General features: G+C 42.5%; 15 protein-coding genes and 1 other RNA gene. 10 read left to right on the forward strand and 6 right to left on the reverse strand.

All coding sequences use genetic code 11. From position 1 onward, the window contains the following. The first annotated feature begins 8 nt into the window (after window positions 1-8). The 6 genes from dtd to ERX37_RS01705 all read left to right on the forward strand — a co-directional run bounded on the left by dtd (window position 9) and on the right by ERX37_RS01705 (window position 5,713). Window positions 9-461, forward strand: a complete 453-nt coding sequence (gene dtd / locus ERX37_RS01680) for a D-aminoacyl-tRNA deacylase (RefSeq protein ID WP_133428912.1) — start codon at window positions 9-11, stop codon at window positions 459-461. Continuing rightward, window positions 458-1,291, forward strand: a complete 834-nt coding sequence (locus ERX37_RS01685; RefSeq protein WP_133428913.1) for an N-acetylmuramoyl-L-alanine amidase family protein — start codon at window positions 458-460, stop codon at window positions 1,289-1,291. The genes dtd and ERX37_RS01685 overlap by 4 nt, the downstream gene beginning before the upstream one ends. 293 nt (window positions 1,292-1,584) lie before the next feature. Further along, entirely contained in the window at window positions 1,585-2,847 is a 1,263-nt protein-coding gene (hisS, locus tag ERX37_RS01690; protein WP_133428914.1) for a histidine--tRNA ligase, read from the forward strand. Beyond that, complete coding sequence (gene aspS / locus ERX37_RS01695) at window positions 2,847-4,622, forward strand: aspartate--tRNA ligase (protein WP_133428915.1); 1,776 nt, start codon at window positions 2,847-2,849, stop codon at window positions 4,620-4,622. Before hisS ends, aspS begins: the two co-directional genes overlap by 1 nt. Window positions 4,623-4,664: 42 nt before the next feature. Next, a non-coding RNA gene (gene ssrS / locus ERX37_RS01700) (6S RNA) lies at window positions 4,665-4,853 on the forward strand. Between the two features lie 95 nt (window positions 4,854-4,948). Next, window positions 4,949-5,713: a tRNA threonylcarbamoyladenosine dehydratase gene (locus tag ERX37_RS01705; RefSeq protein WP_133428916.1), complete on the forward strand. Its 765-nt coding sequence runs from the start codon at window positions 4,949-4,951 to the stop codon at window positions 5,711-5,713. A gap of 22 nt (window positions 5,714-5,735) precedes the next feature. Here the strand turns inward: ERX37_RS01705 and ERX37_RS01710 are convergent, their stop codons facing one another. After that, complete coding sequence (locus ERX37_RS01710; RefSeq protein ID WP_133428917.1) at window positions 5,736-6,986, reverse strand: replication-associated recombination protein A; 1,251 nt, start codon at window positions 6,984-6,986, stop codon at window positions 5,736-5,738. Window positions 6,987-7,070: 84 nt separating this feature from the next. Here ERX37_RS01710 and cymR point away from each other — a divergent pair, with 84 nt between their 5' ends. Further along, the gene (gene cymR, locus ERX37_RS01715) at window positions 7,071-7,490 is read left to right on the forward strand and encodes a cysteine metabolism transcriptional regulator CymR (protein WP_133428918.1); all 420 of its coding nucleotides are present in this window, start codon (window positions 7,071-7,073) and stop codon (window positions 7,488-7,490) included. A gap of 103 nt (window positions 7,491-7,593) precedes the next feature. Here the strand turns inward: cymR and ERX37_RS01720 are convergent, their stop codons facing one another. The 5 genes from ERX37_RS01720 to ERX37_RS01740 all read right to left on the reverse strand — a co-directional run bounded on the left by ERX37_RS01720 (window position 7,594) and on the right by ERX37_RS01740 (window position 10,982). Then, the gene (locus ERX37_RS01720; RefSeq protein WP_133428919.1) at window positions 7,594-8,439 is read right to left on the reverse strand and encodes an IS3 family transposase; all 846 of its coding nucleotides are present in this window, start codon (window positions 8,437-8,439) and stop codon (window positions 7,594-7,596) included. Then, a complete protein-coding gene (locus ERX37_RS01725; RefSeq protein ID WP_133428920.1) occupies window positions 8,406-8,930 on the reverse strand; it encodes a helix-turn-helix domain-containing protein in 525 nt (174 codons plus the stop codon). Before ERX37_RS01725 ends, ERX37_RS01720 begins: the two co-directional genes overlap by 34 nt. A 68-nt stretch (window positions 8,931-8,998) precedes the next feature. Continuing rightward, window positions 8,999-9,994, reverse strand: a complete 996-nt coding sequence (locus ERX37_RS01730) for an LLM class flavin-dependent oxidoreductase (RefSeq protein ID WP_133428921.1) — start codon at window positions 9,992-9,994, stop codon at window positions 8,999-9,001. A gap of 154 nt (window positions 9,995-10,148) precedes the next feature. Next, entirely contained in the window at window positions 10,149-10,529 is a 381-nt protein-coding gene (locus tag ERX37_RS01735) for a hypothetical protein (protein ID WP_165981936.1), read from the reverse strand. 27 nt (window positions 10,530-10,556) lie between these two features. Beyond that, window positions 10,557-10,982 carry a nuclease-related domain-containing protein gene (locus ERX37_RS01740; protein WP_165981937.1) on the reverse strand — a complete coding sequence of 142 codons (426 nt, stop codon included), beginning with the start codon at window positions 10,980-10,982 and terminating at the stop codon, window positions 10,557-10,559. 132 nt (window positions 10,983-11,114) lie between these two features. Here ERX37_RS01740 and ERX37_RS01745 point away from each other — a divergent pair, with 132 nt between their 5' ends. Genes ERX37_RS01745 through ERX37_RS01755 form a run of 3 tightly spaced genes read left to right on the forward strand, consistent with a single transcriptional unit; the run spans window position 11,115 to window position 14,087 of the window. After that, on the forward strand, window positions 11,115-12,260 hold the full coding sequence (locus ERX37_RS01745) for a cysteine desulfurase family protein (RefSeq protein ID WP_133428924.1): 1,146 nt from the start codon (window positions 11,115-11,117) through the stop codon (window positions 12,258-12,260). 1 nt (window position 12,261) lies between these two features. Further along, window positions 12,262-13,374, forward strand: a complete 1,113-nt coding sequence (mnmA, locus tag ERX37_RS01750; RefSeq protein WP_133428925.1) for a tRNA 2-thiouridine(34) synthase MnmA — start codon at window positions 12,262-12,264, stop codon at window positions 13,372-13,374. Window positions 13,375-13,427: 53 nt separating this feature from the next. After that, window positions 13,428-14,087 (forward strand): tetratricopeptide repeat protein, encoded by a 660-nt coding sequence (locus ERX37_RS01755; RefSeq protein ID WP_133428926.1) that lies wholly within the window; start codon window positions 13,428-13,430, stop codon window positions 14,085-14,087. The last annotated feature ends 1 nt before the right edge of the window (window position 14,088 follow it).

Genomic DNA, 14,088 nt, shown 5'->3' on the forward strand with positions numbered 1-14,088 from the left:
GGTGACTTATGAGAGTAGTAGTCCAACGTGTCAGTCGTGCATCAGTCACAACTGATCAACGATGTGAATCAATAGAACAAGGATTTATGCTTCTAGTAGGTATTGGAGAAGAGACAACTGAAGCAGATTTAAAGGTGATGGCCAAAAAAATATCAGCTGCACGTCTTTTTGAAGACGCTGAAGGTAAGATGAATTTAGCCATCAAGGATATAGAAGGCAGCATTCTGTCTATTTCGCAGTTCACATTATATGGCGATGTAAGAAAAGGGAATAGACCTAGCTTTACAACAGCAAAAGAACCGAAACAGGCAGCCGCTATGTATGAACAGTTTAATACGTTGCTAAGAGAAGAAGGCATTACAGTCAAGACGGGCGTCTTCGGTGCAGATATGGCTGTGGAACTAGTCAATGATGGACCGGTGACACTTGTTTATGATAGTCGGGAAGGCAAGATTCAATGAAGCAGAATCGACTCTATCTGCTGCTAGGATTAGCAGCGGGTATTTTACTGGCTCTGCTGATTTTTGCTGTCATAACGATGGATAAGACAGATCCCACTGTCCTCAAAATGATTGAAGATGGAGAGCTTAGAACAGGACCACAGGCAGCATATCCGGTTGTGTTCAAAGTTGAGAAAGGTGAGCGGCTGGATATTTATAAGCACGACGGTAAGTGGTATTACGTCGGTAATGATAAGAAGAAGGGCTGGATCGCCGGCTGGCATACTGACCTTGATATTGAACCGGATAAACTTGCATCCGCAGAACCTTTTAAAGGTAAAACGATTATATTGGACCCAGGGCATGGTGGATCCGATCAGGGAGCGAGTAGCAGGAAGGGTACGCTTGAAAAAGATATCACGCTTAAAACCGCTCTGATGCTAAGAGATAAACTGAAAAAAGAAGGCGCAAAAGTCATCATGACACGCGATGAGGATCAGTATGTTAAACTAGGGGATCGTAAAGCTGCAGGTGATGTTTTCATTAGTCTGCACAGTGATGCTCTAACTGACACAGCGCCTCATGGTCTGACAGTGTATTACAATCAGGAATCACAGAAAGCACTGGCCGATACACTGCACTTTGCAATCAATAAGAAGACGCTTCTTTCCGATCGTGGAGTGAGACAGGAAAACTATCAGGTCATTCGCCAGACTAAAATGCCGGCAGTTTTACTGGAACTCGGCTATATCAGTAATCCGACTGATGAGCGACTGATGAACGATAAAATTCATCGTCAGACCGTCACGACAGCTATTGTTGATGGTCTTAGGAATTATTTTATCTATTAACTTGACTTTAATGCGGTGACGAAGTACTATGGATTTAATTGAAGATCTATACCGTTCGAGTCTATCAAAGCGACTCTGCTTATTTTTAGAGACATCTATAGTGCTGAAATTAGATGATTAGGCGTTTTGCTGTGAACAATAGACGAGGTAGTTCTATGAAAGTAGAACCGTCAGACAAACGATACTTGTCCTATTGAGAGGATACTTCTGTATCAATTAGGGTGGCAACACGGTCAATTCGTCCCTTATGCGTAATGCATAAGGGGCTTTTTTATATTTTAAGGAGGATTATTATGATAAACATTCCTAAAGGGACTCAGGATATTCTGCCTGAGGAAACACCTAAATGGCAATATATTGAACGTCAGCTGATTGAAATCGCGAAAAGCTACAATTATAAAGAAATCCGTACACCTATATTTGAAAGCACGGATCTATTTGCACGAGGTGTGGGCGATTCAACTGATATCGTCCAGAAAGAAATGTATACATTTATGGATAAAGGTAATCGCAGTATGACACTCCGTCCAGAAGGTACAGCAGCAGTTGTCAGAAGCTATATTGAGAATAAAATGCACGGTGCTGCTAATCAACCGGTCAAATTATTCTATAGTGGACCGATGTTCCGATATGAGCGTAAACAGAAGGGGCGTTACCGTCAGTTTGTACAGTTCGGTGTAGAAGCAATGGGTGCTGAGAATCCGGCTATGGATGCTGAAGTGCTGCACATGCTCTATCATATCTATTCTTCATTCGGACTCAAAACGTTGAAACTTGTCATCAACTCAATTGGTGATATGGAGTCGCGTAAAGAATATAAGGAAGCACTTGTCGAGCACTTCACACCGCACATAGAGGACTTCTGTCAGGACTGTCAGAACCGTCTGCACACGAATCCAATGCGTATCCTGGACTGTAAAGTTGATCGTGATCAGCCGGCTGTGAAATCCGCACCTAAGATTACGGAATATCTGAATGATTATTCCAGGAATTATTATGAAGAAGTTAAACAGCATCTAGATCGTCTTAATATTCCTTATGTTGAAGATGCCAATCTGGTTCGAGGCCTTGACTACTATACACATACGGCTTTTGAGATGATGAGTGAAGCTGAAGGCTTTGGAGCGATTACGACATTGTGTGGTGGGGGTCGCTATAATGGTCTGCTTGAGATGCTGGATGGACCAAGCGAAACAGGCATCGGTTTTGCGCTCAGCATCGAGCGTCTGCTCCTGGCACTTGAAGCAGAAGGCATTGAGCTTGAGACAGATGAGCGTCTTGATCTCTTTATGGTGACGATGCCAGAGACGATGAATGAAGCGGTCAAACTTATTGCTGACCTTCGCGTGCAGGGCGTCAGAGCAGATATGGATTATCTGGACCGTAAGATGAAGGCCCAGATGAAGCAGGCAGACCGAGTGAATGCTGCTTATACTTTTGTACTCGGTGGCAATGAAATAGAATCAGGAACAGTCAAATTGAAAGAAATGACATCAGGTGAAGTCACTGATGTGAAGATAGAAGATATCGCAGCATATTTGAAGGAGAGAGTATAATGGAAAAACGTACGACATACTGTGGTCTTGTCACAGAAGAATATATTGGTCGGGAAGTAGTATTGAAAGGATGGGTACAGAAACGTCGTGACCTCGGCGGTCTTATCTTTATTGATTTACGCGACCGTGAAGGTATCGTACAGATTGTCTTCAACCCTGACTTCTCGCAGCAGGCACTGGAAGTTGCAGAGTCATTGCGCTCTGAATACGTCATTGAAGTGCGCGGTAAAGTAACAGAGCGTGATGCAGCGGTGATCAATCCGAAAATTAAAACCGGTAAAATTGAAGTGCAGGTAGCTGAAGTAAATATCATTAACAAAGCGGAGACACCCCCATTTCAGATTGAGTCAGAAGTAGATGTGGCTGAGGAAGTCCGCCTGAAATATCGTTACCTTGATCTTCGTCGTGAACCTCTGGCACAGACATTCCGTATGCGCCACCAGATTACACGCGCAGTCCGTAATTATTTAGATGAAGCTGGATTTTACGAGGTGGAGACACCTGTACTGACAAAATCAACGCCTGAAGGTGCGCGTGACTATCTCGTACCGTCACGTGTCCATGACGGAGAGTTCTATGCACTGCCGCAGTCTCCACAGATTTTTAAGCAGCTTCTCATGATTGGTGGATTTGATAAGTACTACCAGATTGTTAAATGTTTCCGGGATGAAGATTTACGTGCTGACCGCCAGCCTGAATTCACTCAGATTGACGTTGAGATGAGTTTCGTCGATCAGGAAGATGTTATCGCGATGAATGAAGGGATGATGGCTCGTATTATGAAAGACGTTAAAGGCATTGACGTTAAATTACCATTCCCGCGTATGACATATGAGGAAGCAATGCGCGACTACGGTATCGATAAACCGGATACACGCTTCGATATGAAATTAAAAACGTTGAATGACTTAGCAGGGAAAATGGACTTCAAAGTATTTAAAGATGCAGTAGATAATGGTGGAGCTGTGAAAGCTATCGTGGTTAAAGGTGCGGCTGATCAATACTCACGTAAAGATATTGATGCGCTGCAAGACTTTGCCAAAATCTACGGTGCAAAAGGTCTTGCCTGGGTTAAAGTGACTGATGACAGTCTGAACGGTCCGGTCGCGAAGTTCTTTGATGAAGACATCACTCAGGAGTTACTTGCTGCTACTGAAGCAGCGACAGGTGACCTTGTGCTTTTCGTCGCTGATAAAGCAGACGTAGTGAATGCATCACTTGCTAACCTGCGTAATAAATTAGGTAAAGAGTTAGGTCTGATCGATGAAAACCAATATAATTTCTTATGGGTAACTGACTGGCCGCTCTTTGAATATGATGCTGATGCAGGCCGCTATTTTGCAGCGCATCACCCATTCACTGCGCCGAAAAAAGAACATATCGACATGCTGCTCACTGATAAGGATAAAGTTCAGGCGAATGCCTATGATATCGTGCTGAATGGTTATGAGCTGGGTGGTGGCTCTATCCGTATCCATGATCAGGAGATGCAGGCGAAGATGTTCGAAGCACTCGGTTTCTCAGATGAGGAGGCACAGGAGCAGTTCGGCTTCCTGATGAATGCATTTAAATATGGTGCGCCGCCACATGGAGGTATCGCACTAGGTCTTGACCGTATGGTGATGCTGCTCTCTGACCGCACAAATTTACGTGATGTTATCGCGTTTCCTAAGACGGCATCTGCAACTTGTCTGCTGACTGATGCACCAAGCCCGGTTGATTCAGCACAGTTGGATGAACTCAGCTTAAAATTAAATATTGATGAAGATAAATAAGTTGCATTCTTAATAAAAAGTGCTATTATAGAGTCATAAGATGAATATCTGAAGGGTTCGACATTAGTTTTTCTATTTTGACCTAACACTTTTTGATTAGGGAGCCAGATAGGTTTTCATGCTGAGCACACGCCTCTCCTGGAGGACGTGCAAGGTAAGAAACAGGGCACCCACCTGTTTATAGCAGGCCAAAATAATCAACTTTATCATGACGGCTCAGTCGGATGTTATCGGAATACAGGACTTCGGTCCTGTATTTTTTTATGCATAAATACGAGTGATATGGTAGGATATAAGAACGAATATAGAGGAAAGTGTGTGAGTAGATGAAACATCAATTTTCAAGAAATGAACTTGCCTATGGTAAAGAGGGACTGGATTTACTGAACAGTCAGACTGTTGCTATTCTTGGTGTTGGGGGCGTCGGATCATTTGCCGCAGAAGCACTGGCTCGAACTAATATTGGTCATATTATCCTGATTGATAAGGATGATGTGGATATAACGAATGTCAACAGACAGCTCCATGCATTGACGACGACAATCGGACAGTCAAAAGTAACTTTGATGGAGGAACGTATCAAACTGATCAACCCTGACTGTCGCGTCACACCGATGCATATGTTCTATACAGAAGAAACATATGAAGAACTCTTCAGTTATGACATTGATTATATCGTCGATGCATCGGATACCATCGTCTACAAGATCCACCTGATGAAGGAATGTCTGAAAAGGGACATCAAGATTATTTCGAGCATGGGTGCCGCGAATAAAACGGATCCAACTCGTTTTAAAATAGCAGATATCTCAAAGACCCATACAGATCCGATGGCCAAGGTCATCCGAACGCGCCTGAAAAAAGAGCGCATTGTAAAAGGAATCCCGGTTGTGTTCTCTGACGAGAGCCCGATTGTCATACGTGAGGATGTAAAAGGATATGTGGGTAATCCGGATGCTGCTATTCGTAAAGCACAGATGCCACCTTCTTCAAATGCCTTCGTACCTAGTGTGGTCGGCCTGATCTGCGCGAGCTATGTGGTGAATGATATCTTAAAAGATATTCCGGTCAGACGTGTGAGGGATAAATAAAAAGGAGTGACAGCACGGGCTGTCACTCCTTTTTGATATTATCATAGACTTGTTTAAACTGAGCTTCTGATTTACTGGTGTCTTTAGGAGAATAGTAACGGGCTTTCTGTAGATTGTCAGGGAGATATTGCTGCTTGACATGCCCGCCTGGATAATTGTGCGGATAAAGGTAGCCTGTTGCATTTCCCAGGTCTTTTGCACCCGCATAATGGCCATCTTTTAAATGCTTCGGAATCTCACCTGATCGACCTTTACGCACATCGCTGAGCGCAGCATCGATAGCAGTGATGCCAGAGTTGGATTTTGGACTCAGACAGAGTTCGATCACTGCCTGAGCCAGTGGAATACGTGCCTCAGGGAAACCGAGGCGTTCTGCTGCTTCAATGGCTGTCAGCGTGCGTGAAGCAGCTTGAGGGGAGGCGAGGCCGATATCCTCAAAGCTGATGACGAGGAGTCTGCGTGCAATAGTCGGCAGGTCACCGCCCTCAATCAGTCGTGCTAAGTAATGAAGTGCAGCATCAACGTCACTGCCGCGAATAGATTTCTGAAACGCGCTCATCACATCATAATGAAAATCGCCGTCTTTATCAAAATTGAACGATGATTTTTGAAGACAGTCCTCTGCATCCTGACGTGTGATGTGTACCGGTTCCTCAGCTGATAGAACAGCAAGTTCAAGTGCATTCAAACTGGCCCGGATATCACCACCTGCTGCCTGAACGAAATGTTCCATTGCCTGCTCATCAATATTTATCGCACGGTCGCCGAAGCCATGATCTTTATCATGGATGGCGCGCTCTATTGCCTGTCTGATATCACTGGGCGTAAGCGGCTGTAGTTCAAATATCTGTGTACGTGAACGGATGGCAGGATTAATGGCATGGTACGGATTTGAAGTAGTTGCACCGATCAGTATGATATGGCCATTCTCAAGGTGAGGCAGCAGAAAATCCTGTCTGGCTTTATCGAGACGGTGTATTTCATCCAGCAGCAGAATAACCTGTCCGGACATTTTAGCTTCTTCAGCGACAATCTGCATATCTTTCTTCGTGTTAGTGACTGCGTTCAGTTGTCTGAACTTGGCATCAGTTGAGCCTGCAATGGCTCGTGCGATACTTGTTTTACCTGTACCTGGAGGGCCATAGAGAATCATGGAAGATAATCTTCTGGCATTGACCATGCGTCTGATGATGCCTTTGTCTCCTACTAGGTGATTCTGTCCGATGACATCATCAATCGTCGTCGGACGCATTCGATAAGCTAAAGGTTCCATAATGAGCCTCCTATATTTAAATTTTACCTTATTTTAGCGCAAATTGTGATAGAATTGAAACCAAGAGTAAAGGAGCAAACAGCTATGAAAATTTCAACAAAAGGCCGTTATGGCCTGACATTAATGATTAGTCTGGCAAAGCGCTACGGTGAAGGTGCGATATCCTTAAAGACGATTGCCGAGGAAAATGATCTGAGTGATCTTTATTTGGAGCAGCTCGTCGGTCCTCTGCGCAATGCAGGATTAATTCGCAGCATTCGTGGGGCAAAAGGAGGCTACCAGCTTATGAAAGCCCCCGCTGATATTACAGCAGGTGATATTATTCGATTGCTGGAAGGACCTATTACTTTAGTGGAAGCACTTGAAGATGAGCCCCCTGCACAACAGCAGCTTTGGATTAAAATTCGTGATGCTGTCAAAGAAGTGCTTGATGAGACGACACTTGAAGACTTGATGAACTATCGTCAGGAAGAACTCATTCAAGGTTACATGTACTATATTTAAAAACGGCTCAGACTCTGTAGTGAACCCAAAAAGTTGAACTTTTTATCAGACTAATTTCATCAAGACAAGATTCCTGTATTCGACAGGGGTCTTGTCTTTTATTTTATTTTCTTCTGATGTGGTTGTAATAGTGTATATAATCAGTAATTTCTTTGGCTGATTCATCGAATGAACTATCTCCATAAAACATCTCCTGCTTTAATATAGCAAAGAAATTCTCCATTGGAGAATTGTCTAGACAGTTCCCTTTTCTGGACATACTTTGAAAGATATTATTTTCCGTCAGTCTCTTTATCCACTTTTTATTCTGGTAATGCCAACCCTGGTCAGAATGAATGGTAGTTCTGTAAGGTAATTCTGGTATGGCATCTATTGTCTTATCCAAACTTTCTAGTACGAAATTCATATCTGGACTTTCACTTATAGAGTACGAAATGATTTCTTTGGTACAAACATCCATGACTGTTGACATATATAGCTTTGTTCGTCCATTTAGAATACTGAACTGGGTCACATCAGTAAGCAGTTTCTGATAAGGTCTATCTGAAATAAATCTTCGATTTATCTTATTCTTGGCGATCCTTCCCAACTGTCCTTTATATGATTTATAGGCTCTATTTCTATGTTTAAACTTTACACACAGTAACTTATTTTCTTTCATCAGTCTTAGCACTTTTTTATGATTGACCCTGTATCCCATCAATTTAAGTTCAACTGTTACTCTGCGATAACCCGTTCTACCTTTATGAGTAGTCACGATATTCTTAATTGCTTGAACCAGTTCACTATCCTTCTGATCAGTGGTCTTTAAATGAATCTTCCAGTAATGATAGACGCTCTTAGCGATTTCAGCTGCTTTCAAGATTTCACTTAATTTAAAGTCAGTTTGATTCCTTAGTTCAATTATAGCAGCAACTATTTCCTTGTTTGATTTTCTTGAGCTAAGGATTGTAACTTTTTTTCAAGTGCGATAGCTATTTCAAGTTGCCTGTTCTCAGCGCGTAATCTCTCTAGTTCCTGGCGTTCACTTTCATTCAAAGGCTTATCAGATATATGTCTAGGCTTATTTTTCATAGTCTTAGAGCTACGACCTTTCGGTTTAGATTCTAAACCAAGGATACCATATTCATTATACTTCTTCTGCCACTGAGCAATTAAGGTTGGATTCATTACTCCGAACACTTTAGCAGTCTCTCTGTAGGACAGCTGATGCTTCAGCCTGTATTGAATGATAGTGAATTTTTCCTCCTTACTATAAGATTTCCGTTTCATTCCTGAAATGAGACCATCCAACCCGTATGAGTCATATTGATAAATCCAAGTTCTAATATAAGAATCATCAATATTATATTTTTTAGCTAAAGCTGTTAAACCGAAGGTTCCATTCTTATATTCTTCAATTAGTTTTAGTTTAAAATCAAGATCAAACTTTCTACTCATAACAAAACACCCCTAAAGTTGAATTTTATGGTTCAACTTTAGGGGTACACTACACTCTGAGCCGTTTTTTATGAAGTAATGTCTTTTAAGATTGTGTAGCTGCGTTTCTGTTTGTCGATATCATAGATATAGGAGACCGCAATAATTTCATCGACCTGATATTGATCCTGGAAGTCTTCGAGCTGTGCTTTTACTGAATCAGCTGAACCGAAAAGACCAGTTGCCGTACGTGACGTTGCCATCAGTTTTTCCTGTGGACTCCAGATGGCATCCATATGATCTGTAGGTGGCTGCAGTGGCTGACGAGAGTTGCGAATAATGCTTAAGAACATCATATGCATACTTGTTGCCAGGAACTCCGCTTCCTCATCAGTTTCAGCGGCAATTACATTCATCCCTACCATGACATAAGGTTTATCAAGGTATTCAGATGGAGTGAAAAGATTTCTGTAGATCGTAATGGCTTCCTTCATTTGTTCAGGTGCAAAATGAGAGGCAAAAACATACGGGAGTCCCATACGTGCTGCCAGATGAGCTGAGTCAGTAGAAGATCCGAGTATATAAAGGGGAACATTCGTCTCAGCACCTGGATATGCTCTGACGTAGGACTGTCTATTTTCAGGACCGAAGTACTGCAGAAGAGAAGCGACATCATCCGGGAAAGTATGAACAGAGTCATGCTGACTACGACGAAGCGCACTTGCTGTCATCATATCAGTACCAGGTGCTCTACCAAGACCAAGATTCAAACGGTCAGGAAAAAGAGTGGCCATCGTTCCAAATTGTTCAGCCACAACAAGTGGTGCATGATTCGGCAGCATAATACCCCCGGCACCGACTTGAATAGTTTGAGTATGATTCAGGACTTGATTGATTAAAATAGCAGTCGCAGAACTCGCGAGATTCGGTGTGTTATGATGTTCAGCAATCCAGAAACGGTTGTAACCCAGTTCCTCGACATGTTGTGCAAGACTGACAACATTCTCAATGGCTTGTTTCGCATCTTCACCCGCACGAATAGGCGCAAGGTCAAGAACAGATACAGGAATTTTAATATCAGACATAGTGTTACCTTCTTTCTAAGTAATCGTATCCTTAGTGTATCACTCGGGTAGAGGAGAAGGTATGAAAATGCTTGGTAGAAGGATTGCTTGAGGTTTGATGGTCTTAAAACGCACGAACTCTCCTCGATGATGCGTTTAAACAATTTTAAACGCATTATAACTCTCTGACGACTTTATTAATATTTATAAACCGATATTTTTTTCGGTGCAGTTTTAAGATTATACTTTGTTCAATAAGAGACTGACCCTTTACTTGTAAAGTCCGCAAACTGAAAGTTTTATTCGTAAAATCATGGATATCTTCTAATTTAAATTCATCAGTTTGATTCAAAACACAAAAATAAAGTATATTCATTTCAATTACTTTTAAATTATCATACTTAGGACAATTTAAACCTTTGATATAGTCTTTTATACCAAGAGCAGGTCTATAAAAAGGTGATTCAATAATTGATGCTTGCTCTAATAATTCAGTAATCAGGTGATAAGCGGGTATGGTCTGCTCCTGTATATCTGCTTCTAATTGCATAGGCATCAGAACATGATGGTGAGGTTGCAGTCCTTATAGCTTACTCACTTCATTAGTCCGGACGATATATCCCCAAACTGGAATACAGATATCCTTGCTTTTCAAAAATTTTGCGAGCAGTCCTTTTGCACGGTCTAATTGATGAAAAGGGTTGCTGCCTTTATGACCATTTGAAAAATACCATTCATCATTTTTCAGTTCGTAATTCCGGCAGTGATTTTTGACTTCGAGAATAGCCAACCGGTTAAAATGAACAATTATAAAATCAGATTGTACAAATGTACCTTCAAACTCCCGAAGAATATCAGACAAGGTATATGAAAATTCTACTATCTTCTCTAGCGACTCCTTTACCATCCGTTCTCCTGCATGCCCCTTTCTTTCCTTCGCCAGCTGATTCATACTCACTTCAACTCCTCGTGCATATAACAGTTCCATCTCCAGTAATATATGATCCAAAAAAACACCTCCCTTTAATAATCGAACGGAATCCACATTTTGATTTATAAATTCTGTGCAAAGGTTCATAGTGTGGCAATTTGACTCAAACGATGCTAATATAGAGTATTGAAAAAAGGAGGTCTTCTTGAGATGGAAGTTTATGCAGATTATGCAGCGACGACGCCCGTTGCACCGGAAGTTCGTGATGTGATGATGGATATTTATAGTGAACAGTTTGGCAATCCGTCATCTATTCACCGAACGGGTAGAGCAGCAAGGCAGGTTGTCGACGAGGCACGTCGTCAGATTGCTAAAGTGATCAACGCGTCACCTAAAGATATTTTGTTCACAAGCGGAGCGACGGAATCCAATAATACAGCGATTAAAGGCGCTGCCTATAAACGACAGCATCTCGGAAGACACTTGATTACGACGCAGATTGAACATCATTCAGTCCTTCATGTCTTTGAATATCTTGAGAAACAAGGGTTCGAAGTCACCTACTTAGCCGTCAATCGCTACGGCGAAATCGATCTGAATGACTTAGAGCAGGCCCTGAGACCGGATACGACTCTCGTCTCAATTATGTTCGGTAATAATGAAGTCGGTGCGATTCAGCAGATTGGTGATATTGCAGTTCTCCTGATAGACCATCAGGCTCTCCTTCACACAGATGCAGTGCAGGCTGCAGGTCACATGCCGATCGATGTCAAAGAACTGAATATTGATCTGCTTAGTCTGACTGCTCATAAATTTTATGGTCCAAAAGGAATCGGGCTTCTGTATATTAAGCCGGGAACTGATATCGAGTTCCAGCAGCTTGGCGGTTCACAGGAGACTAAGCGACGTGCAGGTACTGAAAATGTCCCGCTTATTAAAGGGATGGCGACAGCGCTCACGCTTGCGACTGACCAGATGGATGCTCGCAATGTCCGCCTTATGCAGTTGAAGGAGCATTTCCTTAATGCACTTCAGGATCGCAGTATTCCATTTGAGATGAATGGTAATCAGAATATGCAGTTGCCGCATATCATGAATCTGTACTTTCCGTTCAGTGATGTCGAGATTATACTGACACTCCTTGATATGGCAGGGGTCTATGTCTCAAGCGGTTCGGCTTGTACAGCTGGATCGATTGAACCTTCACATGTACTGACAGCGATGTTCGGTACTGACGCACGCACAAAACAGTCAATCCGTTTTAGCTTCAGCTCACATATGGCGGAAGAACAGATTGATTATATCGCTGACCAGCTGCTCAAAATATATGAAATGAATAAAGAAAGAAGCGAATAATATGACAAATGAAAATATAAAAGTCGTCGTCGGTATGTCCGGCGGTGTCGATAGTTCAGTAACGGCACTTCTGCTGAAGCAGCAGGGCTATGATGTTATCGGTATCTTTATGAAGAACTGGGATGACACTGATGAAAACGGGGTCTGCACAGCGACAGAAGATTATGAGGATGTCATCGCTGTCTGTAATCAGATTGGCATCCCTTACTATGCAGTCAACTTTGAAAAAGAATACTGGGATAAAGTATTCACTTATTTCCTGGATGAATACAAAAAAGGCCGGACGCCGAACCCGGACGTCATGTGTAACAAGGAAATTAAATTCAAAGCATTCCTTGAACACGCACTGAAGCTTGGTGCAGACTATGTTGCAACAGGCCACTACGCGCAGATTAGACGTCATGAAGATGGAACGGTCGAGATGCTGCGAGGCAAAGACAATAATAAGGATCAGACTTACTTCCTGAACCAGTTATCTCAGGAACAGCTGCAGCATGTGATGTTCCCGCTTGGTCATCTGGAGAAACCGGAAGTGAGACGTATTGCTGAAGAAAATGGGCTTGCGACGGCTAAAAAGAAAGATTCAACGGGAATCTGTTTTATCGGCGAACGAAACTTTAAAGACTTCCTGGGTCAGTATCTCCCAGCTCAAAGCGGGCGTATGACTACGCTTGATGGTATCGAGATGGGTGAACATGCCGGGCTGATGTACTACACGATCGGACAGCGCCACGGTCTTGGTATTGGAGGAGACGGTGATCCCTGGTTTGTTGCAGGTAAAAATCTAGAGGACAACATCCTTTACGTTGAACAAGGATTCCATCACGATTCACTGTACAGCGATTATCTGGTAGCATCTGATTTCAGCTTCGTTAATCCGGTTGATTTCACGACTCCATTGAACTGTACAGCAAAGTTCAGATATCGTCAGCAGGATACAGCAGTGACTGTTGAAAAAATCTCAGACACTGAGCTGAAAGTAACGTTTGCCGAACCTGTACGCGCGATTACGCCAGGTCAGGCTGTCGTTTTCTATCAGGATGAAGTTTGTCTTGGCGGGGCAACGATTGATAAAGTCTACAAAAATACGCATGAACTCACATATGTTTTATAAAGAAGACGAGAGTCTTCTTTTTTTGTTATAATAGTTGGAAAATGGAGGGTCTTATGGACGACAAACAGTTAGTAGCATTCATTGAGAAAAAACAATTTGATAAAGCACTGGAACTTCTGTTCAGTGCGATTGAATCTGAACCTGAAGAGGCAGCACATTATATTAATGCAGGCACTATACTTGCAGATGCGAATAAGACAGAGGAAGCAGAACGTTTCTTTCAGAAAGCATTAACACTGGATGCGAATCACGGTGGTGCTTATTATGGCCTCGCCAATCTTTATTTTAATCAGGAGTGTTTTCAGGAGGCAGCGACACTTTATCAGAAGGCAGTCGGTGCAGGCCTGAAAGATACTGATACTTTTTATATGCTGGGAATGTGTTTTGTGAATCTGGGAGATTTCAGAACAGCAATGCCTTACTTAATGAGAAGTTATGAAATGCATCCAGACGATCAGGAAGTGGCCTTCCAGTATGGTCTCGTGCTCTGTCACCTCGAGATGTATAAAGAAGCGGTGCAAGTGCTGAACGGTATAGTAACGATAGATGATGAACATACTGATGCGCTGTATAATCTTGCACTTGCTGAATATATGCTCGATTCAGATGTTGATGTTGCTCTGGCTAGGTTCCGCAGCATAGTCGAGATTCAGCCCGATCATCTGCTCGCAGGTCATGCCATTACGATGTTTGAACAACTGAAGGAGGAATAAC

It is taken from the genome of Macrococcus hajekii, assembly GCF_004359505.1.
Taxonomy (GTDB): domain Bacteria; phylum Bacillota; class Bacilli; order Staphylococcales; family Staphylococcaceae; genus Macrococcus; species Macrococcus hajekii.

Excerpts from the sequence above, each read along its gene's own strand:
- ERX37_RS01685 (WP_133428913.1), top strand. The coding sequence starts at position 458 with ATGAAGCAGAATCGACTCTATCTGCTGCTAGGATTAGCAGCGGGTATT.
- aspS (WP_133428915.1), top strand. The coding sequence starts at position 2,847 with ATGGAAAAACGTACGACATACTGTGGTCTTGTCACAGAAGAATATATT.
- ERX37_RS01755 (WP_133428926.1), top strand. The coding sequence starts at position 13,428 with ATGGACGACAAACAGTTAGTAGCATTCATTGAGAAAAAACAATTTGAT.
- hisS (WP_133428914.1), top strand. The coding sequence starts at position 1,585 with ATGATAAACATTCCTAAAGGGACTCAGGATATTCTGCCTGAGGAAACA.
- dtd (WP_133428912.1), top strand. The coding sequence starts at position 9 with ATGAGAGTAGTAGTCCAACGTGTCAGTCGTGCATCAGTCACAACTGAT.
- ERX37_RS01725 (WP_133428920.1), bottom strand. The coding sequence starts at position 8,930 with ATGAGTAGAAAGTTTGATCTTGATTTTAAACTAAAACTAATTGAAGAA.
- ERX37_RS01705 (WP_133428916.1), top strand. The coding sequence starts at position 4,949 with ATGAAACATCAATTTTCAAGAAATGAACTTGCCTATGGTAAAGAGGGA.
- ERX37_RS01735 (WP_165981936.1), bottom strand. The coding sequence starts at position 10,529 with ATGCCTATGCAATTAGAAGCAGATATACAGGAGCAGACCATACCCGCT.
- ERX37_RS01745 (WP_133428924.1), top strand. The coding sequence starts at position 11,115 with ATGGAAGTTTATGCAGATTATGCAGCGACGACGCCCGTTGCACCGGAA.
- cymR (WP_133428918.1), top strand. The coding sequence starts at position 7,071 with ATGAAAATTTCAACAAAAGGCCGTTATGGCCTGACATTAATGATTAGT.
- mnmA (WP_133428925.1), top strand. The coding sequence starts at position 12,262 with ATGACAAATGAAAATATAAAAGTCGTCGTCGGTATGTCCGGCGGTGTC.
- ERX37_RS01710 (WP_133428917.1), bottom strand. The coding sequence starts at position 6,986 with ATGGAACCTTTAGCTTATCGAATGCGTCCGACGACGATTGATGATGTC.
- ERX37_RS01730 (WP_133428921.1), bottom strand. The coding sequence starts at position 9,994 with ATGTCTGATATTAAAATTCCTGTATCTGTTCTTGACCTTGCGCCTATT.